The organism is Bacillus sp. 1021 (assembly GCF_014534735.1).
Classification (GTDB): Bacteria; Bacillota; Bacilli; order Bacillales; family Bacillaceae; genus Bacillus; species Bacillus siamensis.
In genome coordinates this window covers 1-26,761 of sequence record NZ_JACVSR010000006.1, presented here as the reverse complement: position 1 = coordinate 26,761, position 26,761 = coordinate 1, and the positions used below count along the sequence as shown (strand labels likewise).

Annotated in this window: 29 protein-coding genes, 1 rRNA gene and 1 pseudogene; 22 read left to right on the top strand and 9 right to left on the bottom strand. The window is 46.7% G+C overall.

Annotation, left to right across the window (positions count from 1 at the left end; translation table 11 throughout):
- Nucleotides 1-40: 40 nt before the first annotated feature.
- The 3 genes from mprF (at nucleotide 41) to ICW23_RS17470 (ending at nucleotide 4,255) form a co-directional block, all read left to right on the top strand.
- Entirely contained in the window at nucleotides 41-2,611 is a 2,571-nt protein-coding gene (mprF, locus tag ICW23_RS17480; RefSeq protein WP_188154862.1) for a bifunctional lysylphosphatidylglycerol flippase/synthetase MprF, read from the top strand.
- A 98-nt stretch (nucleotides 2,612-2,709) separates the two neighbouring features.
- On the top strand, nucleotides 2,710-3,594 hold the full coding sequence (locus ICW23_RS17475) for a PhzF family phenazine biosynthesis isomerase (protein ID WP_095242129.1): 885 nt from the start codon (nucleotides 2,710-2,712) through the stop codon (nucleotides 3,592-3,594).
- Between the two features lie 76 nt (nucleotides 3,595-3,670).
- Nucleotides 3,671-4,255, top strand: coding sequence for a nitroreductase family protein (locus tag ICW23_RS17470; protein ID WP_047476552.1), 585 nt, complete (start codon nucleotides 3,671-3,673; stop codon nucleotides 4,253-4,255).
- A gap of 38 nt (nucleotides 4,256-4,293) precedes the next feature.
- Here the strand turns inward: ICW23_RS17470 and ICW23_RS17465 are convergent, their stop codons facing one another.
- The 3 genes from ICW23_RS17465 to ICW23_RS17455 all read right to left on the bottom strand — a co-directional run bounded on the left by ICW23_RS17465 (nucleotide 4,294) and on the right by ICW23_RS17455 (nucleotide 5,622).
- The gene (locus tag ICW23_RS17465) at nucleotides 4,294-4,485 is read right to left on the bottom strand and encodes a YfhD family protein (RefSeq protein WP_064778744.1); all 192 of its coding nucleotides are present in this window, start codon (nucleotides 4,483-4,485) and stop codon (nucleotides 4,294-4,296) included.
- Between the two features lie 69 nt (nucleotides 4,486-4,554).
- Nucleotides 4,555-4,665 (bottom strand): YfhE family protein, encoded by a 111-nt coding sequence (locus ICW23_RS17460; RefSeq protein WP_003155504.1) that lies wholly within the window; start codon nucleotides 4,663-4,665, stop codon nucleotides 4,555-4,557.
- A 57-nt stretch (nucleotides 4,666-4,722) separates the two neighbouring features.
- The gene (locus ICW23_RS17455) at nucleotides 4,723-5,622 is read right to left on the bottom strand and encodes a TIGR01777 family oxidoreductase (RefSeq protein WP_047476553.1); all 900 of its coding nucleotides are present in this window, start codon (nucleotides 5,620-5,622) and stop codon (nucleotides 4,723-4,725) included.
- A gap of 90 nt (nucleotides 5,623-5,712) precedes the next feature.
- Here ICW23_RS17455 and recX point away from each other — a divergent pair, with 90 nt between their 5' ends.
- The 3 genes from recX to ICW23_RS17440 all read left to right on the top strand — a co-directional run bounded on the left by recX (nucleotide 5,713) and on the right by ICW23_RS17440 (nucleotide 8,161).
- Nucleotides 5,713-6,504, top strand: coding sequence for a recombination regulator RecX (recX, locus tag ICW23_RS17450; protein WP_016936720.1), 792 nt, complete (start codon nucleotides 5,713-5,715; stop codon nucleotides 6,502-6,504).
- A 6-nt stretch (nucleotides 6,505-6,510) separates the two neighbouring features.
- A complete protein-coding gene (locus tag ICW23_RS17445; RefSeq protein ID WP_016936719.1) occupies nucleotides 6,511-6,825 on the top strand; it encodes a YfhH family protein in 315 nt (104 codons plus the stop codon).
- A gap of 142 nt (nucleotides 6,826-6,967) precedes the next feature.
- Nucleotides 6,968-8,161 (top strand): MFS transporter, encoded by a 1,194-nt coding sequence (locus ICW23_RS17440; RefSeq protein ID WP_076982532.1) that lies wholly within the window; start codon nucleotides 6,968-6,970, stop codon nucleotides 8,159-8,161.
- Nucleotides 8,162-8,334: 173 nt separating this feature from the next.
- On the opposite strand, the gene ICW23_RS17435 is transcribed toward ICW23_RS17440, so the two are convergent.
- Complete coding sequence (locus tag ICW23_RS17435; protein ID WP_003155495.1) at nucleotides 8,335-8,487, bottom strand: small, acid-soluble spore protein K; 153 nt, start codon at nucleotides 8,485-8,487, stop codon at nucleotides 8,335-8,337.
- Between the two features lie 123 nt (nucleotides 8,488-8,610).
- Here ICW23_RS17435 and ICW23_RS17430 point away from each other — a divergent pair, with 123 nt between their 5' ends.
- The 6 genes from ICW23_RS17430 to ICW23_RS17405 all read left to right on the top strand — a co-directional run bounded on the left by ICW23_RS17430 (nucleotide 8,611) and on the right by ICW23_RS17405 (nucleotide 14,637).
- Nucleotides 8,611-8,880 carry a YfhJ family protein gene (locus tag ICW23_RS17430; RefSeq protein WP_016936717.1) on the top strand — a complete coding sequence of 90 codons (270 nt, stop codon included), beginning with the start codon at nucleotides 8,611-8,613 and terminating at the stop codon, nucleotides 8,878-8,880.
- Nucleotides 8,881-9,013: 133 nt separating this feature from the next.
- Nucleotides 9,014-9,541 carry an SH3 domain-containing protein gene (locus ICW23_RS17425; RefSeq protein WP_016936716.1) on the top strand — a complete coding sequence of 176 codons (528 nt, stop codon included), beginning with the start codon at nucleotides 9,014-9,016 and terminating at the stop codon, nucleotides 9,539-9,541.
- Between the two features lie 85 nt (nucleotides 9,542-9,626).
- Nucleotides 9,627-9,959, top strand: coding sequence for an SdpI family protein (locus ICW23_RS17420; protein ID WP_064778741.1), 333 nt, complete (start codon nucleotides 9,627-9,629; stop codon nucleotides 9,957-9,959).
- Complete coding sequence (locus ICW23_RS17415) at nucleotides 9,956-10,816, top strand: alpha/beta fold hydrolase (protein WP_016936714.1); 861 nt, start codon at nucleotides 9,956-9,958, stop codon at nucleotides 10,814-10,816. Before ICW23_RS17420 ends, ICW23_RS17415 begins: the two co-directional genes overlap by 4 nt.
- A 218-nt stretch (nucleotides 10,817-11,034) precedes the next feature.
- The gene (locus ICW23_RS17410) at nucleotides 11,035-12,015 is read left to right on the top strand and encodes a glycosyltransferase family 2 protein (protein WP_016936713.1); all 981 of its coding nucleotides are present in this window, start codon (nucleotides 11,035-11,037) and stop codon (nucleotides 12,013-12,015) included.
- Between the two features lie 36 nt (nucleotides 12,016-12,051).
- Nucleotides 12,052-14,637 (top strand): YfhO family protein, encoded by a 2,586-nt coding sequence (locus ICW23_RS17405; RefSeq protein ID WP_188154861.1) that lies wholly within the window; start codon nucleotides 12,052-12,054, stop codon nucleotides 14,635-14,637.
- Here ICW23_RS17405 and ICW23_RS17400 read toward each other — a convergent pair.
- Entirely contained in the window at nucleotides 14,634-15,617 is a 984-nt protein-coding gene (locus ICW23_RS17400) for a metal-dependent hydrolase (RefSeq protein WP_016936711.1), read from the bottom strand. The two genes, ICW23_RS17405 and ICW23_RS17400, sit on opposite strands and share 4 nt — an antisense overlap.
- Nucleotides 15,618-15,841: 224 nt before the next feature.
- Here ICW23_RS17400 and mutY point away from each other — a divergent pair, with 224 nt between their 5' ends.
- Nucleotides 15,842-16,939, top strand: coding sequence for an A/G-specific adenine glycosylase (gene mutY, locus ICW23_RS17395; protein WP_047476561.1), 1,098 nt, complete (start codon nucleotides 15,842-15,844; stop codon nucleotides 16,937-16,939).
- A gap of 6 nt (nucleotides 16,940-16,945) precedes the next feature.
- Here mutY and ICW23_RS17390 read toward each other — a convergent pair whose 3' ends face one another.
- Nucleotides 16,946-17,170 (bottom strand): hypothetical protein, encoded by a 225-nt coding sequence (locus tag ICW23_RS17390; protein ID WP_016936709.1) that lies wholly within the window; start codon nucleotides 17,168-17,170, stop codon nucleotides 16,946-16,948.
- A gap of 82 nt (nucleotides 17,171-17,252) precedes the next feature.
- Here ICW23_RS17390 and fabL point away from each other — a divergent pair, with 82 nt between their 5' ends.
- From fabL to ICW23_RS17365, 5 genes and pseudogenes are all read left to right on the top strand, one after another.
- Nucleotides 17,253-18,005 carry an enoyl-[acyl-carrier-protein] reductase FabL gene (fabL, locus tag ICW23_RS17385; RefSeq protein WP_045925463.1) on the top strand — a complete coding sequence of 251 codons (753 nt, stop codon included), beginning with the start codon at nucleotides 17,253-17,255 and terminating at the stop codon, nucleotides 18,003-18,005.
- Between the two features lie 84 nt (nucleotides 18,006-18,089).
- A pseudogene (locus ICW23_RS17380) lies at nucleotides 18,090-18,242 on the top strand (gamma-type small acid-soluble spore protein); the annotation flags it as partial.
- A 160-nt stretch (nucleotides 18,243-18,402) separates the two neighbouring features.
- On the top strand, nucleotides 18,403-18,669 hold the full coding sequence (locus ICW23_RS17375) for a YgaB family protein (protein WP_003155476.1): 267 nt from the start codon (nucleotides 18,403-18,405) through the stop codon (nucleotides 18,667-18,669).
- 135 nt (nucleotides 18,670-18,804) lie between these two features.
- A complete protein-coding gene (gene ntdP / locus ICW23_RS17370; protein WP_003155475.1) occupies nucleotides 18,805-19,335 on the top strand; it encodes a nucleoside tri-diphosphate phosphatase in 531 nt (176 codons plus the stop codon).
- An 81-nt stretch (nucleotides 19,336-19,416) separates the two neighbouring features.
- Nucleotides 19,417-21,159: an ABC transporter ATP-binding protein gene (locus ICW23_RS17365; RefSeq protein WP_049628142.1), complete on the top strand. Its 1,743-nt coding sequence runs from the start codon at nucleotides 19,417-19,419 to the stop codon at nucleotides 21,157-21,159.
- 76 nt (nucleotides 21,160-21,235) lie between these two features.
- Here ICW23_RS17365 and ICW23_RS17360 read toward each other — a convergent pair whose 3' ends face one another.
- Together ICW23_RS17360 and ICW23_RS17355 are read right to left on the bottom strand one after the other, a co-directional pair.
- The gene (locus ICW23_RS17360; protein ID WP_016936706.1) at nucleotides 21,236-22,303 is read right to left on the bottom strand and encodes an aromatic acid exporter family protein; all 1,068 of its coding nucleotides are present in this window, start codon (nucleotides 22,301-22,303) and stop codon (nucleotides 21,236-21,238) included.
- Nucleotides 22,304-22,512: 209 nt separating this feature from the next.
- Nucleotides 22,513-23,802 (bottom strand): glutamate-1-semialdehyde 2,1-aminomutase, encoded by a 1,290-nt coding sequence (locus tag ICW23_RS17355; RefSeq protein WP_016936705.1) that lies wholly within the window; start codon nucleotides 23,800-23,802, stop codon nucleotides 22,513-22,515.
- Between the two features lie 156 nt (nucleotides 23,803-23,958).
- On the opposite strand from ICW23_RS17355, the gene bcp reads away from it, so the two are divergent.
- Together bcp and perR are read left to right on the top strand one after the other, a co-directional pair.
- Nucleotides 23,959-24,432, top strand: a complete 474-nt coding sequence (gene bcp, locus ICW23_RS17350; protein WP_188154860.1) for a thioredoxin-dependent thiol peroxidase — start codon at nucleotides 23,959-23,961, stop codon at nucleotides 24,430-24,432.
- Nucleotides 24,433-24,556: 124 nt separating this feature from the next.
- Nucleotides 24,557-24,994 carry a peroxide-responsive transcriptional repressor PerR gene (gene perR, locus ICW23_RS17345; protein ID WP_013351502.1) on the top strand — a complete coding sequence of 146 codons (438 nt, stop codon included), beginning with the start codon at nucleotides 24,557-24,559 and terminating at the stop codon, nucleotides 24,992-24,994.
- 34 nt (nucleotides 24,995-25,028) lie between these two features.
- On the opposite strand, the gene ICW23_RS17340 is transcribed toward perR, so the two are convergent.
- On the bottom strand, nucleotides 25,029-25,382 hold the full coding sequence (locus ICW23_RS17340; RefSeq protein ID WP_007408568.1) for a YgzB family protein: 354 nt from the start codon (nucleotides 25,380-25,382) through the stop codon (nucleotides 25,029-25,031).
- A 202-nt stretch (nucleotides 25,383-25,584) separates the two neighbouring features.
- Here ICW23_RS17340 and ICW23_RS17335 point away from each other — a divergent pair, with 202 nt between their 5' ends.
- Nucleotides 25,585-26,469 (top strand): nucleotidyltransferase-like protein, encoded by an 885-nt coding sequence (locus ICW23_RS17335; RefSeq protein WP_016936703.1) that lies wholly within the window; start codon nucleotides 25,585-25,587, stop codon nucleotides 26,467-26,469.
- 230 nt (nucleotides 26,470-26,699) lie between these two features.
- A 16S ribosomal RNA gene (locus ICW23_RS17330) occupies nucleotides 26,700-26,761 on the top strand; the annotation flags it as partial.

The window sequence follows — 26,761 nt, the reverse complement described above, 5'->3', positions numbered from 1 at the left end:
TTATAATAAATAAGCTATTTTATGATGATTGGAGAGAACATTGCTGACTAAAAAGAATGCCTTATCGATATTAAAAGTATTATTTCCTATTGCAGTTTTGCTTTTAGTCATTTATCAGTCGAAGAAGGAATTGACAGATCTTTCTTTTAAACGCACGCTGTACATTATTAACGGGATTGAGCGGTACGATTTATTTATCCTCGTTCTGCTCGGCCTCCTTGCCGTCAGTGCGATGTCCTTTTACGACTTTGTGCTGAAACGGGCGTTGCGGCTCAACATTCCGAATTGGAAAGTGTTCAGGGTTTCCTTTATCGCCAATTCCTTTAACAATGTCCTTGGATTCGGGGGTCTGGCAGGCGTCGGACTGCGGACGATGCTGTACAAAGAGCATACGAACGACGTAAAACGACTTGTCGCAGGCATTGCCTGGCTTACTTCTTCAGCGCTGCTCGGGCTGTCGGTCTTCAGTATTCTGACTGTCGCCCGGGTGCTGCCGGTGGGCGAAATCACAGGTGAGAAGCCGTGGCTGTGGGCTGTCATCGCCGGCGTGGCGCTTATTGTGCCGGTGGCCTTAATCGCCGCTTGGATCAACAATAAAAAAGCTCGAACGGAAGATGGTGAAGCAAAACTGAGGCATCCGATTTTTTCTTATATCGGAGCTTCGTTTGCCGAATGGTTTGCGGCGGCCGTCGTTATGTATTATTCACTGCATGTCATGGGGATTCACGCAGATGTCCGCCATGTATTCGGTGTATTCGCGATAGCCGCTATCGGGGGAATCATCAGCCTTGTGCCGGGCGGATTAGGCTCGTTTGACCTCCTGTTTCTGCTCGGCATGCAGAATATTGGCTTTCCGCAGGAAGCGGTTGTGACATCCATCGTCATCTACCGGATTGTGTATTCATTTATTCCGTTTGTGTTCGGGCTGTTCTTTGCGGCCGGCGACTTAACGGAAAACACGCTGAAACGGCTGGAATCAAATCCGAAGATGGCGCCTGCCGTAGAAACGACGAACGTGCTTCTCGTATTGCAGCGCGGGATCTTAATCAGAGTGCTTTACGGTTCGCTGTCGCTTTTGGTTTTCGTGTCGGGAGTGGTCGTGCTGGCGTCCGTCGCATTGCCGATCGACAGAGAGACGGTCATTCCGCATATTCCGCGCCCGGCGCTCCTTGCGTTTAACGCGTTATCGCTAAGCGCGGCTTTGATTCTATTAATTCTGCCGATTGAATTATATAAACGGACGAAACGCTCTTATTCAATGGCGGTCGCCGCGCTGGTCGGCGGTTTTGTGTTCAGTTTCTTAAAAGGAATGAACATCAGTGCGATCTTTATTCTGCCTGTCGTCATCGTCGTGCTTGTGCTGCTGAAGCGGCAGTTTATCAGGGAACAGGCATCGTATACACTCGGCCAGATGATTTTTGCGGCCGCTCTGTTTATTATCGCCTTGTTTAACTATAATCTCATTGCCGGTTTTATTTGGGATAAAATGAATCGGCTGCTGCGCCACGATTACTTCGTCCATAATAATTCGCACATTACATATGCGACGATGACGGCCATTATTGTCGTGCCTCTGTTTTTCCTTTTGTTTACGGTCTTTTATCATAAAAGATTGAAGCCGATCGGGGAAGAGGCCGATCCTGAACGGCTGAAGACCTTTTTGGCGGAACAAGGCGGAAATGCGCTCAGCCATCTCGGCTTTCTCGGGGATAAGCGGTTTTATTTCTCAAGCGACGGCAAAGCGCTTTTATTGTTCGGCCAGATTTCGAGAAGACTTGTCGTGCTCGGTGATCCGTCAGGACAGAAAGACTCTTTTCCGCTGGTGATCGAGGAATTTCTGAACGAAGCGCATAAGCAGGGACTGAGTGTCATGTTTTATCAGATTGAACGTGAAGACATGGCGCTGTACCACGACTTCGGCTATAACTTCTTCAAGCTTGGAGAAGAAGCTCTCGTGGATATGGAGGCATTTACGCTGTCAGGAAAGAAAAAAGCGGGGCTGCGAGCAATTAACAACAAATTTGACCGTGAAGGCTACACATTTCATGTCGGGGAGCCGCCGTTTTCTTCCGAGTTTATGGCCAAGCTGAAAGACATTTCGGACGAATGGCTCGGACCGAAAAAAGAGAAAGGCTTTTCTCTCGGTTTCTTCGATCGGGACTATTTGGAACAAGCCCCGATTGCTTACGTGAAAGACACAGAAGGGGAGATCATCGCTTTTGCCAACTTGATGCCGATGTACCAGGAAGGCGAAATATCAGTCGACTTGATGCGTTATCGGAAAAACGCGCCGAACGGTATTATGGACGCGCTTTTCATCCGTCTGTTTCTCTGGGCGCAGGAAAAAGGCTATACCACTTTTAATATGGGGATGGCGCCGTTGTCAAACGTAGGAACGGCCTTTACATCTTTCTGGTCGGAAAGAATCGCAGCCGTCATCTTCAACAACGTCCGGTATATGTACAGCTTCAGCGGGCTGCGGGCCTTTAAAGAAAAATACAAACCGGAATGGCGCGGGAAATACTTGGCATACCGCAAAAACAGATCACTGTCTGTCACGATGTTTCTCGTCACCCGCCTGATCGGAAAAACAAAAAAAAGACGCCGTTAAAAGGCGTCTTTTTTTTCCTTTAATGTAATTAACTAAAAATTCTAATTTTCTTTTGTTATACTGAATAACATATCATAAGACGAAAGGAAGACTGATGAATGAAACAGGCAGTTGTATTTAAATATGAAGCGTTTACCGATATTCCTGATCTGGGAAATCCCGCTGGAATCGTCTTTAACGGTGATGATTATTCAGATGAAGAGATGCAGATGATCGCCGAAATGGCAGGGTACAATGAAACCTCATTTCTCTGTAAAAGCGGAGAAGCCGATCTGCGCATCCGCTATTTTACACCCGGCCATGAAATGAATTTATGCGGACATGCTACAGTTGCCTCTCTTTACGCATTAATTGAAAAAGGAAGGCTTCACGCTGATCAGACGTATCGGATTGAGACAAAAGCCGGCATTCTTCCCGTAAAAGCCGCTGAACGAAACGGGCGGGTATACATCACGCTTGAACAGGCTCCCCCGCAATTTCTGCCGTTTACGGGAGACAAAGAACAGCTTGCGGCTTCGCTCGGGATAACGGCTGAGGATTTCCACGGCGAGCTTCCGATTGTTTACGGATCAACGGGGATCTGGACATTGATTGTTCCGCTGAAATCACTGGAAGCATCACGGAATATGGTGCCGGACAACACGCAATTTCCCGCTGTATTGCAAGATCTTCCGAAAGCGAGCGTCCATCCTTTTTCTCTGGAAACCGTTCATCAGGAAAGCGATCTGCACGGACGCCATTTTTCTTCTCCTTTTTCCGGAACGACCGAAGACCCCGTCACGGGAACCGCTTCAGGCGTCATGGCGGCCTATATGCGGCAATACGGGGGCTCTGAAGCCGAATGCCTCACGATTGAACAAGGACAGGAAATAGGGAAAGACGGAAAAGTGGAAATCAGGATCACGGAGGAAGGCGGAGAGGTGAAAATCGAGATGACAGGAACGGCCGTGTATGCCGAATCAATTCATCTTCAGCTTCCGTAACGGTTTACAAAAGCCGGTTCTATCCGTTATATTATAAATGATAATCATTTTCAATTGAATAGGAAGGTGAATCGGCATGCCGAAAACCGAACAATTACAGCAAAACGAAAGTCTTAAACATACGATCAGAAACAGAAGATCCATCCGGTCATTTAAACCGGAAACCGTTCCTTCTGAAGTCATACTAGAAATGCTCGAAACGGCCGTTTACGCACCGAACCACAGACTGACGGAGCCATGGCGTTTTATCTACGCGGCAAGCGAAGCGGGAAAAGAAAAGCTTGCGGACAGCTACGTCTCATTTTTCAAAAAAATAAAAGATGATTTCAACGAGGAAAAAGAGCGGAACATGAGAAAAAATCTCAGTGCCGTTCCGGGATTTTTGTTGGTCGTCTTAAAAGAAGATGAAAATGAATTTACGCGAAATGATGATTTTGCGGCGCTGAGCGGCATGATTCAAAACCTTCAGCTTCTCGCGCATGAAAACGGCATCGGCATGGTTTGGAAAAGCGGCCGCATTATGTATGACAAACAGGTGCATCAAGACTTCGGCCTTGCAGACAATGAGCGCTTCGCCGCCATCATCCAAACGGGCTATCCGGATGAACAGCCTAAGGCGAAAGAACGGACGCCGGCAAAAAGCCTGTTTACCGAACTGTAAAAAAATCCCCGTCCTCAAGAAGAGGCGGGGATTTTGTATTAGCGGGTTTTGCTTTTTGCTCTGTTGTCCGCGGCTTTCATCCGCGCCTGTGCTTCGCGGTCAGCGGAATCAGCAAGCTCGCTTGAATATTCCTCATATGTGCCGTCTGTTTCATGTTTCAAAGCAGCCGGAACTTGAGGAAGTTTTTGTTTGTTTTTATCACGGTTTTTGTGAGTATGATTTCTGCCCATAACAATCGCCCCCTGAAAAAAGTGATATCAAACAAACATAGTATCTGCCCGGTCCCGATCTTTATTCGTTTATTTCCGTTTGGCTGCTCTTTCCGCTTTTTTGAATTCACCGGAATAAAGGACTTCCTGCATTTTTTTGAGATTGGCTCCCTGCTGATGTTTTTCGCGCTTCTTTTCCATAAAAGAAGACCCTCCTTCAAAACAGAATACCAATAGGATTGGCTTTTATTTCCGTTTTTATGCAGATAAGAGATCCTTTAAAGCCAAATCAAGTTCTTCATACGTAAATTGAAAACCGGATGTCAGCGCCTGCTTAGGCAAGGCGCGCTGGCCTTTTACGATCAGCAGGCTCATCTCTCCCAATGCTTTCTCCAGAAAAACTTCCGGTACGGGAATCCAGTGGGGGCGGTGCAGGACGCTTGCGATCGTCTTTCCGAATTGCTTCATTTCAACGGGGTTCGGCGATGTCACATTCATCGGGCCGGATAAGTCATCATGCTCCGCCGCATACGCGATGAGTTCCGCGGCGTCATCGACATGAACCCATGACAGCCATTGCCGTCCCGAGCCGACGGTGCCGCCCGCTAGCAGCTTATAAGGGAGAACCATGAGCGGCAGGGCGCCTTTTTCACCGAGCATCACGCCGAATCTGGCATATACCGTCCGAATGCCGAGCGCTTCAATTTTCTGGCCTTCACGCTCCCACATATGAGCCGTATGACTGAGAAAGTCTTCATTTGACGTATCGGACTGCTCAGTGAACGTTTTCTCTGTGCTCGTGCCGTAAATGCCGACGGCGCTTGCCTGAATGAGAGCCCGCGGTTTTTGAGGCTGCTGCTTCATAATCCGTCTGACTTCTCTCGTCGCTTTTATTCTGCTTGAGATGATTTGTTCCTTCGTTGTGTCCGTCCAGCGGTCAAAGATGGATTTGCCGGCGAGGTTCACCCATACATCAATAGGGGGAAGCTCGCGCTCAGGCGCCGCGTTTTCGGCCAGCCATTGAACATATGTCACATTTTTTTGTTCGGTTTCTCTCTGTTTTCTTGATAAAATATAGACATGATGTCCCCGGCGGGTAAACACATCTGTCAGATGCCGGCCGAGAAAACCCGTGCCGCCTGTCATCGCGATATTCATATCCATCTCTCCTTACACGTTGATACATATACTGTACCTCATTTGTCAAAAAGAAAAACGCCTGAACATCGGGCTGGAAAGGAGACCGGGATGCCGTTTATTACAAAAATATCGACCCAAAAGAAAAACACCGAGCGCTTCAACATCTTTCTTGATGAGAAATATGCATTCAGCGTCGACGCCGACGTGCTCGTGCGTTTTGACCTGAAAAAAGGGAAAGAACTGGACGAGCTTGACATTCTTGAAATCCAGCACGGCGATGAAGTGAAAAAAGCCTTTAACCGCGCCGTAGATTTTTTATCATACCGGATGCGCTCTGAAAAAGAAGTCCGGGACCATCTGAAGAAAAAAGAAACACCTGAGATGGTCATTCCTGAAGTCATCCATAAACTGTACGATTACCGCTACTTAAATGACAAAGAATTTGCCGAAGCCTATGCAAGCACCCACAAAAAAACAAACGGCAAAGGCCCTGACGTCCTGTTCCGCGAGCTGAAAGCGAAAGGAATAGACGACGATACCATCAAGGAGACGCTCAGTGCGTTTACATTTGATGAGCAGATACAAGAAGCGCTGAAACATATCGGGAAAATCCTGAAAAAAGACAAAAAGCTGTCCACAAAAGAGATCAGACAGCGGGCGCAGATGCAGCTTCAGCGAAAAGGTTTTCCATTCGACGTCATCAACGCCGCCCTGGAGCAGACGGAGTATGAGAATGATGACGAAGCTGAGATGGAAGCCCTGAAGATTCATGGGGAAAAGGCGATCAGGAAATACCGCTATGACGGCAGCTATGAAAGCGGAATGAAGGTCAAACAGTACTTATTCAGAAAAGGATTCTCGATTGACGATATTGAACAATTTTTGCAGGAAGAGGAGTAAACCGAAATGGACAAACGATACAGTCAAATGACGCCTCATGAACTACAGACAGAAATTGCGGGATTGACGGAAAGAGCGAGAAAAGCGGAACAGATGGGCATTGTAAATGAACTGGCCGTGCTTGAACGGAAAATCACGATGGCCAAAGCCTACATGCTGGAGCCGGAAGACTTTCAGCCCGGCGCAGTGTATCAGATAGAAGGTTCTGATGACACATTCAGCATTGATTACATCAACGGCGTATTCGCCTGGGGGCACAGATCATCGTCGCCTGACCGGGAAGAGGCGCTGCCGATTTCTGTTTTGAAAGAAAAAAGTTAACAAAAGAGGCCGGCTCCGGCCTCTTTTTCTTTTGAACACATTCGTTTCAAACTTTCAGTAAAAAATGATTGAATTCAATTTCGATATCTTTTAAGATGAAATTCGTTGTTTTTTATTAAAAAGGAGGCGATTCGCGTTGAATATCAAAATGAAACAGCCATCAGTGAAATTAATGATTTTTGTTTTAATGATTTGCACGTTTTCCATCGGGTATACGGAATATGCTGTCATGGGTATTTTGACGTCGATTGCCGATGACTTTCATATACATGTATCTTCAGCGGGCATGCTTGTTACGGCGTACGCGGCAAGCGTCTGCCTGACGGGCCCGATCGTAACCATTGTCGCGGTTAAGCTCCCGAGAAAGCCGGTGCTGCTCGGGTTGATGGGAATTTTCGTCCTTGCCAACCTGATGAGCGTCTTTGCGCCAAACTTTGCTGTACTGGCGATTTCCAGAATTTTATCCGCATCCATTCACGGAGCCTTTTTTGCGATTGCTATGGTGTTTGCGAGTGAAATGGTGCCGCCTGAAAAACGGTCCGCCGCCGCTGCATCGATGAACGGAGGATTAACCGTGGCGCTGATGCTCGGCGTTCCGTTCGGCTCTTATTTAGGGGATGCCCTTAATTGGCGTGCCGTCTTTTTCATTATTTCTGTTTTAGGCCTGATCGGACTGATCGGTCTGATGCTGGTCGTACCGAATCAAAAACCGAAAGTGATTCCGATGCTGATGAATGAATGGAGTGTCTTTAAGCATAAGCAAGTGATTTTTTCCTTTGCGATCACCATTCTCGGCTACTCAGGCGTTTTTATCGCTTACACGTTTATCGAGCCGATTTTAAGAGATTCAGCTGGATTCGGCACGGTCGGCATCACCGGCGCGTTATTTGCCTACGGTCTCGGCGGAGTGGCGGGGAATTTCTTCGCAGGGAAAGTGCCGCTCAAACTGCTGACACGCACAATGATCGGCGTGATGATCGGCTTGATCGGCGTCATGGCGATTTTCCCTTATATCGCTGTGTTTCCCGCCGCAGCCGTTTCGGCGACATTTTTATTCGGTGCATGTGCGTTCGGCACGCCGCCGCTTTTACAGACAAAGGTTATTTCTTCCTCTGAAAACGGCACGACGATCGCCGCCGCGGTGAGCGTTTCCGCCTTTAACCTGGCAAACGCTCTCGGCGCCTGGATCGGCGGTTTGATTCTCGGCGGAACGGGATCTTACTCATGGCTGTTTGCCGGCGGTGCGCTGATGACCGCTCTCGGCCTTGTGCTGTCCACGTTCGCTCATCTGTCTGAGAAGAAGGACGTCTATGAATACCAAATGCATAAAGGATAACAAAAAGCTTGCAGCGGATATTCCGTCTGCAAGCTTTTTCAGATTTCATCACGGTGAGCCGTCAGCGAGAGTAACGGGCAGCGGTTTTTTATTGACATATTACGGTATTTGTTTGACGTTAATGTCCTTTGCAAAAAAGAGACCGGATCATTTCCGGTCTCTTTACGGTGTGTTTATCGTCTGCCTGAAGCTCTCATGCGCTCTTGCGGGTGCGAATTAATTGAACCGTCCGCCCGTTTAGAAGCGTAGTCATCCTTTGCCCGCGGTTCGCCTTCAAACTTATTGTTGTTCTGATTGGGAAATCCTTTTGCTTTGTTCCGGACCATTTGTTTTCCCCCTCGGCCAATATCAAAAGGTTGCGCCTTCTGGACTGAAGACGTAAAGTTAGTATATGCCTGTGACAAGCTGCGTAAAAGCAGCAGGTTTTCCCAAGGAAAGGAGACAGAGACATGAATACATATATCGACAAACTGACGAATTTGCTGCTTGAGAAAAATGATATGCTCAGCTATTTGCAAGCACGTACTTGGGTGGAGCTTTTATGGGGAGATTTCGAAGCGACTTACGCAAAAGCCGGCCGCCCGTATCAAGGAGAGCAAATGACAGAACGCGTCGTCAAGGAATGGATTGAATCGTACGGCAGCAAGCTTCATATGTTCCAAAGCATGCGGGAAGACGTTTCTCATTATTTGGATCAAAGCAGGGGACTCCTGCATTAACATAATAGCGCGTTCCGCCGGATCTCTTCCGGCGGTTTTTTCTTTTTATAAAAGAAATAGGAAAATCATGTTTGATGACCCGCAAAGTGTGGAATTGTGTAATAACTTAATAAAATAGCGGGGAGGAACCACAATGAACATGAAAAAAGGGTTAACCGCAATTATTCCGGCCGCAGGACTTTGCTTATTTTTAGCCGCAGGCACCGTTTTTTTTGATCCGGCAGCGAATGCCGCAGCAGTTCAGCAGACAAAAATAGACACCGCAGCAGATACATATATCGTGAAAGCAGGAGAACTTAACGTCCGTAAAGAACCAAATAAACAAGGGCGGATTGTCGGCACGCTCCGTTCAGAAGATGCCGTAAAGGTTAAACAGCTTGAAGGGGCAGATTGGGCTGAGATTAACTACAAAGGTCAGAAAGCCTATATCTCCACTCATTTTCTGATGAAGCAGCCGATGAAGGCAGTGACCGCGAAACAAACCGCTTTTTATACGCCGACTTTGGAAACCGGCAAAAAAAGCTCCGTGAAAGCGGGGGAAACCGTCAATGTGCTCGGCTGGGGATTCAGCCATGACGGAGGATTTGACCGTAAATGGGCGTACGTCACATACGGCGGGAAAGCAGGTTATGTGAAGACGGCCGACTTAGTTCAAAAATAAAGATTCAGGCAGGCGGATGAGCCTGCTTTTTTTCTGAAACTTTCCGCCTTTCCTTTCGTATGAAATGAAAAGGAGAGTGACGGATATGATAATGGTTATCGGCGGCCTTCTGATGGCTGCAGCCGGCATTTTAGTCACACTTTTCCCGCCGAAGTCAATTAACAGCCTGTACGGATATCGGACAAAACGCTCTATGGCGGATGAATCCCAGTGGAGAGAAGGCAACCGTTTCAGTGCGGTCCTCATGATTCTGTTCGGCCTTCTGACGGCCGCGGCCGGATTTGCGGGCAGCCTGCTCATTCCGCTCACTCAGCCGTACAGCCTGATCGTCCAGGCCGTATATTTGATCGCGATCAGCGCGCTGATCATAGCCTTAACAGAAAGAAGATTAAAACAAAAGGGGAGGAGAACCGATTGAATGACATCACTTTTCACATGATCGAAACAAACGGAGTGACGCTGCACACGGCTTCAGCCGGCCCGAAAGACGGCCCTTTGGCGGTGCTGCTGCACGGGTTTCCGGAATTTTGGTACGGCTGGAAGAGTCAGATCAAACCGCTTGCGGATGCCGGATACCATGTTGTCGTGCCCGATCAGCGCGGCTATAATCTCAGTGATAAACCGGAGGGCATCGAAAACTATACCATTGATAAACTCAGGGATGACATTATCGGGCTGATCACTCACTTTACAGATGACAAGGCCGTCGTCATCGGTCACGATTGGGGAGGAGCTGTAGCCTGGCACTTGGCATCCACGCGGCCGCAATACGTTGAAAAATTGATCACGGTCAATATCCCGCATCCGGCGGTTATGCGGAAGGTCACACCGTTCTACCCGCCGCAATGGAAGAAAAGCTCTTATATCGCGTTCTTTCAGCTCCCGGAAAAACCTGAACGGAGATTATCAGAAGACGATTACCGCGTATTGGATCACGCCATCGGCTTATCCGAACGCCCGGCGCTTTTTTCACGGGAAGATGTCGACAGCTACAAAGAAGCGTGGGGCAGAAAAGGAGCCCTCACGGCTATGCTGAACTGGTACCGGGCGATCAGATGCGGCGGTTTAGGCCCTTCAGTTCCGCTTAAAATGTCTGTTCCGTACCGATTAATATGGGGCGTCAATGACCGCGCGCTGAGCAAAAAGCTCGCTTCGGAAACAAAACGGATGATTCCAAACGGCGACTTAATCTTCATAGATGATGCCTCGCATTGGGTCATTCACGAAAAACCGCGCATCGTCAGCCATTTGATTCATGAATACCTTCAGCAATAAAGTCTGTCCCGCGTACAGACTTTTTCTTTTTTTTCTCATATCTGCCGAAAAACATGACAAAATAAAAATATATAACCATATGCAGAAAAATTTTTCTTTCCCTGTAACGAAAAAAGGGTTTAAACGACTTTAAAAAAAGGAAAAGCCTTACTGAAGTTTTGCGGACTATTCCACTAAGGCCGCACTAAAAAAAGAATAATACAAAAGAAGGTGCCTTCATGAAACAAAGGTTAATCTCAATTATTATTCCGTCTTACAATGAAGGAAACAACGTCAAGCTCATCCATGAATCTTTAAAAAAAGAGTTTCAAACGATTCATTATGACTATGAAATTTTCTACATCAATGACGGAAGCGCGGATGACACCCTTCAGCAGATTAAGGAACTGGCCGCCAGAAACCATCGCGTCAAATACATATCTTTTTCCCGCAACTTCGGGAAAGAAGCGGCCATTTTGGCGGGATTTGAACACGTGCAGGGCGAAGCGGTAATCGTGATGGACGCTGACCTGCAGCACCCGACGCATCTGCTGAAAGACTTCATTCAAGGCTATGAAGAAGGATATGACCAAGTTATTGCGCAGCGCAATCGAAAAGGGGACAGCCCCGTGCGTTCCGTGCTTTCTTCCCTGTATTATAAATTTATTAACAAAGCCGTCGAAGTGGATCTGCGTGACGGAGTCGGGGATTTCCGCCTGCTGAGCCGGCAGGCCGTTGATGCTCTTTTGAAGCTGAGTGAAGGGAACCGCTTCTCAAAAGGGCTGTTCTGCTGGATCGGGTTTGACCAGAAAATCGTGTTTTATGAAAATGTCGAAAGGCAGAACGGCAAGTCCAAATGGTCATTCAGCAATCTGTTCAACTACGGAATGGACGGTGTCGTCTCCTTTAACAACAAACCGCTGAGGGTTTGCTTTTTCACCGGTATTCTGATATTGCTTCTGTCGATGGTTTATATTGTAACGACCTTTATTCATATTCTGACACACGGCGTGTCCGTTCCCGGATACTTCACCATTATTTCCGCCGTGCTGTTTTTAGGAGGCATCCAGCTTTTGAGTCTCGGCATCATCGGCGAGTATATCGGCCGGATTTACTATGAAACAAAAAAACGCCCGCACTATTTAATTAAAGAAGCGAATATTACGTACGGAGAACAAAATGAAACGAATTATACAAAAAAGCGCAAGTGGAACCATTAAACAGCCGCCGCTGTGCGCAGGGTCTGGGGACGTTATATGAAAAAAAATAAATGGATCTTGCCGGCAGCCTGTGTGCTGGCTGCGGCAGCCGCTCATATTTTTTTCTTGAAGGAGTGGTCGGCAGGCCGCTATATGACGGGGTCTGGAGACGGGATCGCTCAAATGGCGGTCTTCAAAAAGCTGCTGTTTGACCAATATATGAACGGCCGGCTGTTTTACAGCTATTCGTTCGGAATGGGCGGGGGAGTGTACAGTCAGCTCGGCTATTATTTCTCTACTTCTTTTCTCTTTCTGTTTATCTCCGCCGCTGTCCGCATCCTGCAGCTTATGCAGCTGTCGGGTGACGCGGATGCGCTGTTTTGGGCCCAGGCCTCCGTTTTTATCAGCATCGCCAAGCAGAGTTTCGTCATATTCACGGCGGCCTGTGTGTTCCGTTATTTCGTCAAACGGACGGTGCCTGCTTTTGTCGGCGCCGTGTTGTACGGGGTCTCGATTATCTACTTCCGGCATGAGGTGTATTGGGACTTTTTCACTGACAGTATGGTGTGGCTGCCGCTGCTCGTGCTCGGCGCGGAAAAAATCATCACAGAAAAAAAGCCGGCGTGGTTTATCTTCGCCTGTGCGCTGACATTGATCAACAACTTTTATTTCGCGTATATTAACCTGATTTTCATTGGCATTTACATCTTATTCAGATGGATCATTCATCTTGAAGAGAATGAAGCCAAAAAGCTCACTCAATGCAGAATGTTTATTTTGTCAGGCCTGCTCGGCTTCGGCATAAGCGCAGTCTCCTTTATCCCTGTCGTATACGGATATCTTCATAATCTGCGGCCGCCGTATTCAGAGCAGATTGCATGGCTCGATTTTTCCGACAACATTTTATTTTCAAGCCGGATAATCATTCTGCCGGCGGTTTTTTTGCTTTTTCTATTTACATTTTCTTTATATAAAAACCGGCTGTTCCGGCTGTTCGCGGGAATCAGTCTGCTGTACATTCTGTTTCACTTCAGTCCGTTTGCGGCAAGTGCCTTTAACGGTTTTTCAGCTCCGCAAAACAGGTTTGAATACGTCCTGTGCTTCACGATTGCCGGAACGGTTGCAGCAGGGCTTTCTAAGCTTTCAGACATCAGCATGAAGAGTATGCTAATATCCGCCGTACTCGCCGTTCTGCTCTATTGGAGCCAGGTGAGACGGTTCAGTCTGGATATTTCTGATCAGGCCAACTTGCCTATCCTGCTCCTTCTGGGGCTGACCATTGCCGCTTTCCTTGCAGCAAAGACAAGACTGAAAGGCGCGGTGCCCGCCGTCTATGCCGTCATTCTCTTGACGGCGGTGCTGACGGCTAATACATATGAAAAATATGCGTTATCAGAAGGCGGGAAGATTTATACGGTATCTCATACCTTTATGACGGGTCCTGATTATAAGGGCAAAGAACAAACAGAGCTTATTCAGCGTCTGAAAGAAAAAGATCCGGATCCCTTTGCCCGTTTAGATTGGATGAACGGAGTATTTAATAACACTCCGATCATTTACGGGTTCAACGGATTCAGCGTATACTCAAGCATCCTGAACCGCAATCTGCTGTCCTTTTACTGGAACGACCTCCAGATTGATATGGGAAGAGAAAGCGTCAGCCGCTATGCGACATTAGGAAACAGGGCTAATTTATACAGCCTGCTTTACGGAAAATATTATATGACGGAAAAAACAAACGAGGCCGGCGTCCCTTACGGATTCAAAAAAATCATGGAGTCATCCCGCTATGCGGTTTATCAAAATCAATATGTGCTCCCGTTCGTCCGGACAGCCGATCGTGTATATAACGAGGGCGACCTGAAAAAAGCGCCCGCCCTTGCCAGGGAGCGGGCGTTGCTTGATGGGATCATCACGGAATCGAGCACAGTAAAAACGAAAAAAGCCCCAAAAGCGAAAAATATGATCCGTCAGGCAAAGGTAACGGCCGACCATGCGGATTATCAAGACGGCATCCTGACGGTAAACGAAGACGGCGGCGGCCTGATCATTACACCGCACGGCGCTGAGGCTGGCGGCGGAGATTATTATGTCAGCTTTTATTTATTGAACAAAGCGAAGGACCAGGGATTTACATTAAAAGTGAACGATTACACGACAACGAGAAAATCGAATCAATCCATTTATAAAACAGGTGTAAATGATCTCACCGTCAGAGTGCCGAAAACAAAAAACATTCAAATCCGGCTGCCGAAAGGAACGTATCAGCTCGACAGACTGGCGCTTTACGAAGAACGGTACGGAACACTGAAAAATGCATACCGAAAAGCGGAAAAAGAATCGCCGGCCGATCTCAGCTGGCGCGGAAATACGCTTCATATCTCGTATGAAAACAAAACAGGCGCGCCGTATATCATGCTTCCGATTCCATATGAAAAAGGATGGGAACTGAAGATAAACGGCAGACAAGAACAGATTGAAAAAGCGGATTATTCCTTTATCGGATTTAAAGCGCAAAAAGGAAAAAATGATATTCAATTAACGTATTACCCGCCGTTTTTTAAACCGGCTGCCGCTCTATCGGTCATCAGCCTCGTGCTTGCCGCCATATATGTGAGAAGACAAAAAAAGCCCGGCTCTTAAACAGAGCCGAGCTTTAATTTTTTCTGCAGTTTTTCCTCGCTGAAAATCCAGCCTGTGTAAGAAGAAAGAGGCTCTAAATCATGACTGAGGTGGACGATGGCGACAAAGGGGTAGTGCCCTTTGCTTCGGTAGCGCAAATCAATAAAGCGCACCTCATAATGATCTTTAAAGGTATCGACCTCCCACCTGTAAACGGGCGAAAACGATAGAAAGGCTGCAATATTTTCATCCTGTTTCGCGGCCTTCATCACATCGGTTTCCGGTACGGGCACGCGGTTGAATGTATCCAATATCACCACATGGCCGTCAAGGCTTCTGCCGACATAAAAGGCATGCGCCGTCGTTACGGCGATTCGCCACTGCCTGAATTTCATCGTCGGCGAAATAATGATGGTTTCAATTTCTTCTTCAATCATCTCCCGCAGCCGCCGCTTAATCCGCAGCTGCATCAAAAACCGGACGGCGTAATATCCTGCGAGGATGATATACAGCGTCAAAAATGTCACGCCCGGATGGCCTCCGATATACCACACAGCAATCGCGGCCAAATGGCTGATGAAAATAAACGGGTCAAAGGTATTGATGAGACCGAGAGCGACCCATTTTTTCGAAAACGGGCGGAGGGCCTGCGTTCCGTACGCGTTAAAAATGTCGACAAACACATGCAGAACGACAGCCAGAAGCGTCCACAGCCACAAGTGCAGAAAGTTCGCTTCCGGGTAAAACATAAACAGAATGCCCGGAATCAGAATGGACCAAAATAAAACGGCGGGAATGGAGTGCGTGAACCCTCTATGATTTCGAATATAAACGGCATTATTTTTCAGCTTCAATATGGTATCAATATCAGGTGCCTGAGAGCCGGCAAGAGCGGCGATCATAACTGCCTGAGACATGGGGGTATGCATGCCGACGGCAGGATCGAGAGTTGCGATTCCGCCAAGCGCGATGCCCATGACAACGTGAGTGCCAGTATCCATTGGTGACCTCCTAGCAGGCGTTATACATCAGTCGCCCGCATATTTCGCATTATAAGATATTCCCCATTTTCTGTTTGCCCAATCATGGCGTTTATCCGCCGTTCTCATATGTTTCCGCTTTTTCTTTATCACTATTTAATGTAACATATTACGTAACGTGCCCTTAGTTTACACCAAAATACAGTGTCAAGAAAAGCGGGACCCGAAACATCTGAGGAGAAGATATGAACGCACTTGAAGAAAAATTGAAACAAAAAGATATAGACGCATTTCGTGAGGATTTAATTACATGGTTCGAAAGAGAACAGAGAATTCTGCCGTGGAGAGAAAATCAGGACCCGTATCGGGTGTGGGTGTCAGAGGTCATGCTGCAGCAGACGCGCGTAGATACCGTCATCCCTTATTTTCAACGGTTTCTTGAGCAATTTCCGACCGTCTCGGCGCTCGCTGAAGCCGATGAGGAAAAAGTGCTCAAAGCCTGGGAAGGGTTAGGCTATTACTCCCGTGTGAGAAATCTGCAAAGCGCCGTAAAAGAAGTGCACGAGCGGTACGGGGGAGTCGTTCCTGACGGAGAAAAGGAATTCGGCGGACTGAAAGGTGTCGGCCCTTATACAAAAGGGGCCGTGCTCAGCATTGCATATAACAAGCCGGTTCCGGCCGTAGACGGCAATGTGATGCGTGTCATGTCGAGAATTCTTTCCATATGGGACGATATCGCAAAGCCGAAAACGAGAACCATTTTCGAACAGGCGGTATCCGCATTCATTTCTCATGAAAAACCATCTGAATTCAATCAGGGTTTAATGGAGCTCGGCGCGATCATCTGCACCCCGAAATCGCCGTCCTGTCTGCTGTGCCCCGTGCAAAAGCACTGTTCGGCATTTGCGGAAGGGACAGAGCGGGAGCTGCCCGTCAAAAGCAAAAAGAAAAAACCCGGGGTGAAAACAATGGCAGCCGTTGTGCTGACAGACGACCAGGACAATGTCTATATTCATAAACGGCCGCCAAAAGGACTGCTCGCCAATCTGTGGGAGTTTCCGAACACCGAAACCCAAAAAGGAATCAAGACCGAAAGAGAGCAGCTTGAAGCCTTTTTAGAAAAAGAGATGGGAACAACCGCTGAAATCGGAGAGCTGGAAGGCATCGTTGAGCATGTTTTTACTCATCTCGTCTGGAATATTTCGGTCTTTTTCGGTAAAGTAAAACAAGTGTCGGATACATCAGAATTAATACGGGTCACAAAAGAGGAACTCGAGGAATATGCTTTTCCCGTTTCCCATCAAAAGATTTGGAAAATGGCGGACGAAAGCGGCCGCCGGTAAAAAGCGTCAGTCATAGCTGACGCGCGTGCCGTGGCTGTAATCCGCCTCATTCCGTTTCAGTCCGCCGCGGGCTTCGATTTCCTGAATCAGTTCCCGGTATTTGGACTGGCCTTCCTCGTTTAAATACGGCATAATTTGCTGGAAGGCATGGTGGAAATAGGCGAGCTCTGAATCTTTCCAATCTTGTTTGGGCATCATGGCCAATTCGCCCATATCACGTCCGACATACATATAAAAAGACCCCTTTCAATGAATATTGCTTTTATTGTTTGTTGAATGAAAAGAACTATACGCAGCAAGGAGCTGAGGAAAAATGGAACAAAATAAATGCGCACTGATCACGGGAAGCAGCCGGGGCGTCGGAAAAGCGGCAGCCATCAGACTCGCGGAAAAAGGCTACAACATCGTCATCAATTACGCCCGCAGTAAAAAAGCGGCATTAGAAACCGCCGAAGAAATTGAGAAACTCGGCGTTAAAACGCTTGTCATTAAAGCCAATGTCGGCCAGCCGGCAAAAATTAAAGACATGTTCCGCCAGATCGACGAAACATTCGGCAGACTGGACGTATTCGTCAATAACGCGGCTTCAGGCGTGCTGAGACCGGTTATGGAACTCGAAGAAACACATTGGGACTGGACGATGAATATCAACGCGAAAGCATTGCTTTTCTGCGCTCAGGAAGCGGCAAAGCTGATGGAGAAAAACGGAGGCGGCCACATCGTCAGCATCAGCTCGCTCGGCAGCATCCGCTATCTTGAGAACTACACGACGGTCGGTGTCTCAAAAGCCGCTTTAGAAGCGTTAACCCGTTACCTGGCAGTTGAGCTTTCTCCGAAAAACATCATCGTAAACGCGGTTTCCGGCGGAGCGATTGATACGGACGCGCTGAAGCATTTCCCTAACAGAGACGAATTGCTCGACGATGCCCGCCAAAATACGCCGGCCGGCAGAATGGTCGAAATTAAAGATATGATCGATACGGTGGAGTTTTTAGTTTCTTCAAAAGCGGACATGATCCGCGGCCAGACCATCATTATCGACGGCGGACGCTCTCTGCTCGTATAAGTTTTTAAAAAACATGAATAGCCTTAACACCTCCTGCACATTCTAAAGTGCGTGGAGGTGATAACAATGGCAAACTCAAAATACAGCAAAACAGACGTTCAGCAGGTGAAAAAACAAAATCAGCAATCAGCTTCCGGTCAAGGTCAATACGGCACTGAATTCGGCAGTGAAACTGATGCGCAGCAGGTAAGAAAGCAAAACCAATCTGCTGAACAAAACAAACAGCAAAACAGCTAATCACTGAAACAAAAAAGCACTTCATCCTCGGATGGAAGTGCTTTTTTCTTTTCTCAAAACGACAAAACTTGTGATTCCTCTACAGAATGAGTCAAAGGGTTTTCCGGCTGAAAATCGAAATGGTAAGGAGTATCAACCTAAAAGCCTAAGGAGGAACCCGATGTCAGAGTTTGAAAAGCTTGTAAGTGAACAGATGAAGATCATGGATCAGCTTCTCGAGCTGCAGTCAGAACTCGACCGCTGCCGGCAGGTGGAGGCGGAACTCATCAGTCTGGAAAGAGATGCGAAGCTGGACAATGTACAGGACGAAATTGCGACAAAGCGAAAAGATCTGGCCGGCATACAGGAGTTATTCCAAAGGCAGACAGAGCAAGTCATCCAGTCTTATCGCAGCACGGAAAAGCCGTCTTCCTATGTGCAGAAATGAATGTGCCATTCCGGAAGCGGAGTGGTTCTTTTATTTTCATTTTTTAATTCGTAACGGTATAATAGTGAAAAGACTTGTCGGAAAGCAATTGCGGCTGCATTGACTGCAGGGCTTTACAGAAAGTAGGGGAGAAATATGGGATATCCCAAGGAAGGAGAAACCATTCAAATTCACAGCTATAAGCATAACGGGCTGCTTCATCGAATTTGGAATGAAACGACGATTTTAAAAAGTACGGAATTGTGTATCATCGGAGCTAACGACCGGACAATGGTGACGGAATCCGACGGACGGACGTGGGTGACGAGAGAACCGGCGATCTGCTACTTTCATGCCCGTCAGTGGTTTAACGTCATCGGAATGCTGAGAGATGACGGGGTTCACTATTACTGCAACATCAGCTCGCCGTTCGCTTATGACGGGGAGGCCATCAAATATATTGATTACGATTTGGATGTCAAGGTGTTTCCGGATATGACGTATAACATTCTTGACGAAGATGAATACGATGATCACCGCAAATCAATGAATTACCCTAAAGAGATCGACAGCATTCTGAAGGAGTATCTGAATACGCTGCTGCACTGGATTCATCAGCGGAAAGGACCGTTTGCTCCGGAATTTGTTGATATGTGGTATGAACGGTATCTGCGCTATACAAAATAAAGAATATAATAAAAACCTGTTGGGGTGTCAACAGGTTTTTCACATGGGCTCACACGCCTTAAAGAGAGAGGGGGATAAAGTGTGGGCGTAATCAGACGCTATATGCAATTTGTAAAACCTTATAAAAAACAAATCTTTATCACAGTGTGTATCGGTATTATAAAGTTCTCCATCCCGCTGGCTCTCCCGCTTCTGTTAAAATACGTAGTCGATGACATTATTCAAGGGAGCGGCACGGCAAGCGCTAAAACGTCATCACTATTCACGATTATGGGCATCATGTTCGTGCTGTTTTTAGTTCTGCGTCCGCCGGTAGAATATTATCGGCAATATTTCGCGCAATGGACGGGCAGCCGGGTGCTCTACGATATCAGAGGAGTATTGTTTGACCATATTCAAAAATTGAGCCTGCGGTTTTATGCCAATACGAGAACAGGCGAAGTCATTTCCCGGGTGATAAATGATGTCGAACAGACAAAAGACTTTGTCATAACGGGACTGATGAATATCTGGCTTGATATGATGACGGTGCTGATCGTCATCTGTATTATGTTCACACTAGATATCAAGCTGACACTGATATCTGTCATTTTATTTCCGTTATACGGAATTTCAGTGAAATACTTTTACGGCCGTCTCCGAAAACTGACACGCGAGCGTTCTCAGGCTCTCGCTCAGGTGCAGGGCCATTTGCACGAAAGAGTTCAAGGGATGCCCGTTATCAGAAGCTTCGCCATTGAAAATTATGAACAAGCCAATTTTGATGAGAAAAACGGACATTTTCTGGACAAAGCGATCCGTCATACGAATTGGAACGCCAAAACATTTGCGGTCGTAAACACCATTACGGATTTAGCGCCACTGCTCGTTATCGCGTTTGCGGGCTATTTTGTCATAAACGGCCCGCTGACAGTGGGGACAATGGTTGCGTTTGTCGGTTACATTGACAGAATGTACAATCCGGTCAGAAGATTGATCAACTCATCGACGACGCTGACCCAGTCGATTGCTTCAATGGACCGCATATTTGAATTTATCGACGAGCCGTATGAATTGACTGATAAACCGAATGCCGTCAAAGCTGACGGCATTAAAGGCGAGGTTGAATTTCGAAATGTCTCGTTCTCCTATGAAGAAGGAAAAGAAAAGATCTTGCGGGACGTTTCCTTAAAGGTGACAAAAGGGGAGACCGTTGCGCTTGTCGGGATGAGCGGCGGCGGAAAATCTACGCTTGTCAGCCTCATACCGCGTTTTTATGATGTGTCCGGCGGCAGCCTGCTGATTGACGGCACAGATATTCGTGATTATGAAGCGAGAAGCCTCCGCAATCAAGTCGGAATGGTGCTTCAAGATACATTTCTGTTCAGTGAGACGATTCGTGAAAATATCGCCATTGGTAAACCGGGAGCGTCTCTGGATGAGGTGGTTGCGGCTGCGAAAGCGGCAAATGCCCATGAATTTATTATGGGCTTCCCCGAAGGCTATGAGACCAAAGTAGGCGAGCGGGGCGTCAAATTGTCAGGCGGGCAGAAGCAGAGGATTTCGATCGCGCGTGTATTCTTAAAAAATCCGCCGCTGCTGATTTTGGATGAAGCGACATCGGCTCTTGATCTTGAAAGTGAACATTACATTCAGGAAGCGATGGACAAGCTTGCGAAAAACCGGACGACATTTATCGTCGCCCACAGGCTGTCCACGATTACGCATGCGGATAAAATTGTCGTCATGGAAAACGGCTCCGTCATTGAAACCGGCACGCACGAAGAATTAATGGCGCGTGACGGCCAGTACAGACATTTATTTACGATCCAGAATTTAAATTGACCGAAAAACTTATGCCGGCCGAATGGGCGGCATAAGTTTTTTTATACAAAAAAACCCGGTTCTTCTTAGCACCGGGTTACTCATCATCGTCTGTTTCTAATTCGCTGTCTTTCGGGTGGTATGTCTGAAAACTCGTAATCAGTGTATCAAGATGTTCCAGCTGCTCGCGGTATTCCGCAACCGCAGCCATAATGCTGAGCATATTGTAATCAAGCAGTTCATCCTCGCAGTTCTGCTGATTTTTCAAGAAAGACTTCGTCAAAAGCTGTTTATATCTTATGCTTTCTTCCGCATCGTCATCATGCGGCTTAATCTTGCCGACAGTCCGCATCAAAATTCTTTCGTGCCAATGAAGCAGATAATCAATTTCTTCTGTCAGCGTCTCCTGAAATTCCTCCGGCATATGATAAATCTCGTTTTCATAGCGATGCAGCTTTTTCAGCGTATCAAGCGCCCGGTTCGCCGTAATAATCGCTTGTCTGAATAAAACAAGCTTGCGCGACTTTACATACGTTGTCTTCTTAAAGTAGCTTCTCTCTTCTTTATAAAGAAGATACGTATGGTCAAGCTTCATCATCTTTTCCTTCAGCTTCTCAATATCTTCTTTCAATATCGAGTGCTCCGTCGACTGGCGCATGGTCAGTCTGATCCATTTCATGATCTCATCGGTGTATTCAACCGTATGATGAGTCAGTTTCGTTTCATATTTCGGCGGAAGAAACACAAGGTTCACAATAAAAGAAGAAAGCACGCCTAAAATAACGGTGCTTGTTCGAATCAGAGCGAACGTCAGGAAGCTGTTTCCCGGTGTTTCCAAAATCGCGATAACTGTAACGAGCGCAATTGAAATGGTGTGTTCAATTTTCAGTTTTAACATAATCGTAATGACAATGACTGCGGTCAATCCGATCATAATCGGACTCGGTCCGAAAATCAGTCCGAATACCGTAGCGATGACAGCGCCGATGATATTTGCCTGCACCTGATCAATAATGATAAGAAAAGACCTGTAAATAGAGGGCTGTATGGCAAATATAGCTGCAATCCCGGCAAAGATCGGCGACGGAAGTCCGATCCATGATGCTAAGTAGAGGGCGAGCGTAATCGCAATCCCTGTTTTAAAAATGCGGGCACCAAGTTTCATTGGTTTGTGCGTGCATTCCTTTCTCTAATAAATTATGTGCCGAACGAACGGCTGACACTTACATTTCCCTGTCGGTTTATTTGCTAAACAATAAAGTAATATACAGGGATCATACCAATTATTCAAGGTCTTTTTTTGAAAAAACCATTATCTCACAAATCGGACAAAAAGAAAAAGCGGAAGCCCCGGGCTTCCGCTTGTTTCAACAGTTATTTTTTCATATGTCTGAACGCATCTTCGACCGCTTTTAAAGTGGCGTCGATATCTTCTTCAGTATGTGCGGTTGTGATAAACCAAGCTTCATACTTCGACGGGGCGAGATTGATCCCGCGTTCAAGCATCAGCTTGAAGAACTTGGCAAATGCTTCTCCGTCCGTATTTTCCGCCTGCTCATAATTTACGATCTTTTCATCACTGAAGTAAACCGTAAGCGCGCCTTTTAAACGGTTGACGGTAATGGTAATGCCATGTGTCTCTGCATGGGCGAGAATGCCTTGTTCAAGTCTGGCGCCGAGCTGATCAAGCCGCTCATAAACGCCTTCTTCCTTCAGCACTTCCAGACAGGCGATACCGGATAAGATGGATGCGGGATTTCCGGCCATCGTGCCGGCTTGATATGCCGGACCGAGCGGAGCAACCTGTTCCATGATCTCTTTTTTGCCTCCGTAAGCGCCGATCGGCAACCCGCCTCCGATGATTTTTCCGAGCGCCGTTAAATCAGGCTTTACTTGGAGAAGATCCTGCGCGCCTCCGTACATAAAACGGAACGCCGTGATCACTTCATCATAAATGACGAGCGCGCCCGCTTTATGGGTCAATTCATTGACCTGTTCCAAAAAGCCTTCTTTAGGTTCAACGATGCCGAAATTGCCGACAATCGGCTCGACAAGAACCGCTGCAATTTCTGAACCCCATTTGTCCAATGCGGCTTTGTAACTGTCAATGTCATTGAAAGGAACGGTAATCACCTCTTTGGCGATGCTTTTCGGCACACCGGCGGAATCGGGGGTGCCGAGTGTAGACGGACCTGAACCCGCAGCGACAAGCACGAGATCAGAATGGCCGTGATAGCAGCCGGCGAATTTAATGATTTTTGTCCGGCCGGTATAAGCGCGTGCAACCCGGATCGTTGTCATCACAGCTTCAGTACCCGAGTTTACGAACCGCACTTTATCAAGTGAAGGAATGGCCTCCTTCAGCATTTTGGCGAAAGTGACCTCATGCTTAGTCGGCGTTCCGTACAGTACGCCGTTTTCAGCGGCTTTTTTAATCGCTTCTGTAATATGCGGGTGGGCATGTCCGGTAATAATCGGACCGTAAGCCGCTAAATAATCAATATACTGATTCCCGTCTACATCCCAGAAATAAGCGCCATTTGCTTTTTCCATCGCAACTGGTGAACCGCCGCCCACTGCTTTGTAGGATCTGGACGGACTGTTCACGCCTCCCACGATATGCTCTAACGCTTCCTTATGAAGTTCAACTGATTTTGTATACAAAAAATGACCCTCCTAATATCTCCTTACATCATATTCTATTGTAGCATGCTTCAATGCGAGTACAACGGTTCATGCTTCCAGAAAAGAGCGGGGGATAACGGTTGTAATCTTAACGCGAATTGGATACGCTTAATAAAAAACCCGGAGGTATAAGAAATGACGATTGAAATCGGACAAGCAGCACCGGATATGAAATTAGTGAACGACAGCGGAGAAAAAGTATCATTAACAGATTTTAAAGGGAAGTACGTCGTGCTCTATTTTTATCCGAAAGACATGACACCCGGATGCACGACGGAAGCATGCGATTTCCGTGATCAGCACGAAAGTTTCGCGGGACTTGATGCGGTTATCATCGGAGTAAGCCCTGACAGCCGTGACAAACATGAAAAATTCAAGCAGAAACACGATCTTCCTTTCCAGCTCCTCGTCGATGATGAGCACAAACTGGCGGAAGCTTTTGATGTGTGGAAGCTGAAGAAGAATTTTGGGAAAGAATATATGGGAATCGAACGCTCCACCTTTCTGTTAGACAAAGAAGGCCGTCTCGTGAAGGAATGGAGAAAGGTAAAAGTGAAAGATCATGTTGAGGAAGCGCTTCGCGAATTAGAACAAATTGCGTCTAATTAATGGACAAATGCTGAACTCACGGGGTTTTCGTCAGATTGCATTTGACAGGAGACCGGAAAAAGATGTACACTAATTATAAACATTATAAAGTAAGAATCTTTTTTAGAAGAGAGGTGCATGACGGATGGCTGCACATGAATTAAAAGAAGCCTTAGACACGTTGAAGGATACGGGAGTCCGGATTACTCCTCAACGTCATGCCATTCTGGAATATCTCGTGGACTCTATGGCTCATCCGACAGCGGACGATATATATAAAGCCTTGGAAGGGAAATTCCCTAATATGAGTGTTGCGACAGTTTATAACAATTTGCGTGTATTCCGGGAAGCGGGGCTTGTAAAGGAGCTTACGTACGGAGATGCGTCCAGCAGATTTGACTTTGTCACCTCTGACCATTATCACGCCATTTGTGAAAACTGCGGAAAAATCGTGGACTTCCATTATCCTGGCCTTGACGAAGTGGAACAGCTTGCGGCTCACGTAACGGGGTTTAAGGTAAGCCACCATCGTTTGGAGATTTACGGCGTCTGCCAAGAATGCTCCAAAAAAGAAAACCATTAAACGAAGCTGACCGCTTTGATACGGTCAGCTTTGTTTATTTCACACTGTTTTTTCTGTTATAAGACTCATCGAACGCTTTGCCTTCCAAACCTTTATCCAATGTAAGCGGCTCTCTGCAATGCATGCACATATCCACTCTGCCCAGAATCTTCGTTTCTTTCTCGCAGGCGGGGCACATCACCCGGACCGCTTTTGTGGACAGCATGCCGATCCAAAAATAAACGGCGGTGCTCAGCCCGATCGACAGCAGGCCGAGAATCATAAACAAGCTGGCAAGCAAAACAGACTGCTTAAAGAACAGCCCGATGTACATAATGATAAACCCAACGAAAACCAAACTTAACGCAAACGTTCTGATCTTATTAATTTTGCTTGAGTATTTCGCCATGTCCATCCCCCTCTGGTTTAACTATAGCACAAATCAGATGGCATATTCTTCATGTTTTCGTAAGAAAAGGGAAGAATAGATATGGCAGCTGAAAGGAAATTTGTTATAATAGTTCAATGTGTTTAGAAAAAAGGACTTTCATGTTTTATCATAGAAATGTAGAAACAAAAGCTTGTGAAACAATCGCATTGGAGGAATCGTAATGGACAATCTTCTCCGTCCAATTTACCAAGAAAGAGCAAGTCATCCCGATACGCTGGCCGTCCTTATGATTGAGAGAAGGAGCAAAGCATCATCCATCACGGATAACTTTGATGCGGTCATGCTTGTCATTGTCAAACAGGCTGAAGAGCCTCTTTTTATAAAGCATTATGAATTCGAACACAAAACCGCTTCCTTACATATTGTAACGGATGCCCTGCTCCAGGAATGGATTCTGCTGGGGACAAATAGAAGAGTTATAGATTGGATCATAAACGGCAAGGTGCTGTTTGACCGCAATGAATATATATCTGAACTCAATGACCGGCTCAGCACTTTTCCTTTCGCCGAGCGGAAATTAAAGATCGGAATGGAATACGGCAAGCTGATCAGAAGGTTTGTAGAAGGAAAAGCGTTTTTTGAAGCTGATCATTTTCTGGATGCATATTATGCGGTCGTGCATGCTCTTCACCACTTGGCCCGCATAGAAGTGATTGACCGGGGGTTTTATCCTGAAACGACAGTCTGGAATCAGGTCCGCCATATTGAGCCGCAGGTATATAAGTTATATTCCGAACTTGTCGAGAGCCACGAAAGTTTGGAGAAAAGGCTCGAATTATTATTCTTAGCAAATGATTTTCTCATCCATTCAAAAGCTGAAATCGGTTCTGCGCATCTTTTTCAAGTTATGAGTGAAAAAGAAATGTGGCAGTTTGGAGAATTGCTTCAGCATCCTGAGCTGGCGCCTTTCACCCAAGATCTCGGTGTCATGCTTGATTACCTGACGGAAAAAGGTTTTATTGAAGTATCTCAAATAGAGACAAAAGGACAGGAAGTATATCATCGAGGATATTCTTTCAAAAAAAGTGTTGACGCTGAATTATAGGCGTGTTATATTATTAAACGTCGCTGATGCGCTTCGACAAAAAGCACACAGCGGCGGAGAAATAAAAACAAAAAAACATTTGACAGCAACTTGCTGAAATGTTATACTGAGAAAGTCGCCTCAAGATGAGGTTGAAGATGATCTTTGAAAACTAAACAAGACAAAACGTACCTGTTAATTCAAAGTTTTAAATAAATCGCACAGCGATGTGCGTAGTCAGTCAAACTACTTTATCGGAGAGTTTGATCCTGGCTCAGGACGAACGCTGGCGGCGTGCCTAATACATGCAAGT

Coding starts and splice junctions, on each gene's coding strand:
- ICW23_RS17335 (WP_016936703.1), top strand. CDS start 25,585: ATGGACAATCTTCTCCGTCCAATTTACCAAGAAAGAGCAAGTCATCCC.
- ICW23_RS17375 (WP_003155476.1), top strand. CDS start 18,403: ATGTCAGAGTTTGAAAAGCTTGTAAGTGAACAGATGAAGATCATGGAT.
- ICW23_RS17425 (WP_016936716.1), top strand. CDS start 9,014: ATGAACATGAAAAAAGGGTTAACCGCAATTATTCCGGCCGCAGGACTT.
- ICW23_RS17410 (WP_016936713.1), top strand. CDS start 11,035: ATGAAACAAAGGTTAATCTCAATTATTATTCCGTCTTACAATGAAGGA.
- fabL (WP_045925463.1), top strand. CDS start 17,253: ATGGAACAAAATAAATGCGCACTGATCACGGGAAGCAGCCGGGGCGTC.
- ICW23_RS17405 (WP_188154861.1), top strand. CDS start 12,052: ATGAAAAAAAATAAATGGATCTTGCCGGCAGCCTGTGTGCTGGCTGCG.
- ICW23_RS17390 (WP_016936709.1), bottom strand. CDS start 17,170: ATGTATGTCGGACGTGATATGGGCGAATTGGCCATGATGCCCAAACAA.
- bcp (WP_188154860.1), top strand. CDS start 23,959: ATGACGATTGAAATCGGACAAGCAGCACCGGATATGAAATTAGTGAAC.
- ICW23_RS17465 (WP_064778744.1), bottom strand. CDS start 4,485: ATGGGCAGAAATCATACTCACAAAAACCGTGATAAAAACAAACAAAAA.
- ICW23_RS17420 (WP_064778741.1), top strand. CDS start 9,627: ATGATAATGGTTATCGGCGGCCTTCTGATGGCTGCAGCCGGCATTTTA.
- ntdP (WP_003155475.1), top strand. CDS start 18,805: ATGGGATATCCCAAGGAAGGAGAAACCATTCAAATTCACAGCTATAAG.
- ICW23_RS17470 (WP_047476552.1), top strand. CDS start 3,671: ATGCCGAAAACCGAACAATTACAGCAAAACGAAAGTCTTAAACATACG.
- ICW23_RS17400 (WP_016936711.1), bottom strand. CDS start 15,617: ATGGATACTGGCACTCACGTTGTCATGGGCATCGCGCTTGGCGGAATC.
- perR (WP_013351502.1), top strand. CDS start 24,557: ATGGCTGCACATGAATTAAAAGAAGCCTTAGACACGTTGAAGGATACG.
- ICW23_RS17460 (WP_003155504.1), bottom strand. CDS start 4,665: ATGGAAAAGAAGCGCGAAAAACATCAGCAGGGAGCCAATCTCAAAAAA.
- ICW23_RS17435 (WP_003155495.1), bottom strand. CDS start 8,487: ATGGTCCGGAACAAAGCAAAAGGATTTCCCAATCAGAACAACAATAAG.
- ICW23_RS17455 (WP_047476553.1), bottom strand. CDS start 5,622: ATGAATATCGCGATGACAGGCGGCACGGGTTTTCTCGGCCGGCATCTG.
- recX (WP_016936720.1), top strand. CDS start 5,713: ATGCCGTTTATTACAAAAATATCGACCCAAAAGAAAAACACCGAGCGC.
- ICW23_RS17475 (WP_095242129.1), top strand. CDS start 2,710: ATGAAACAGGCAGTTGTATTTAAATATGAAGCGTTTACCGATATTCCT.
- ICW23_RS17445 (WP_016936719.1), top strand. CDS start 6,511: ATGGACAAACGATACAGTCAAATGACGCCTCATGAACTACAGACAGAA.
- ICW23_RS17430 (WP_016936717.1), top strand. CDS start 8,611: ATGAATACATATATCGACAAACTGACGAATTTGCTGCTTGAGAAAAAT.
- ICW23_RS17340 (WP_007408568.1), bottom strand. CDS start 25,382: ATGGCGAAATACTCAAGCAAAATTAATAAGATCAGAACGTTTGCGTTA.
- mutY (WP_047476561.1), top strand. CDS start 15,842: ATGAACGCACTTGAAGAAAAATTGAAACAAAAAGATATAGACGCATTT.
- ICW23_RS17360 (WP_016936706.1), bottom strand. CDS start 22,303: ATGAAACTTGGTGCCCGCATTTTTAAAACAGGGATTGCGATTACGCTC.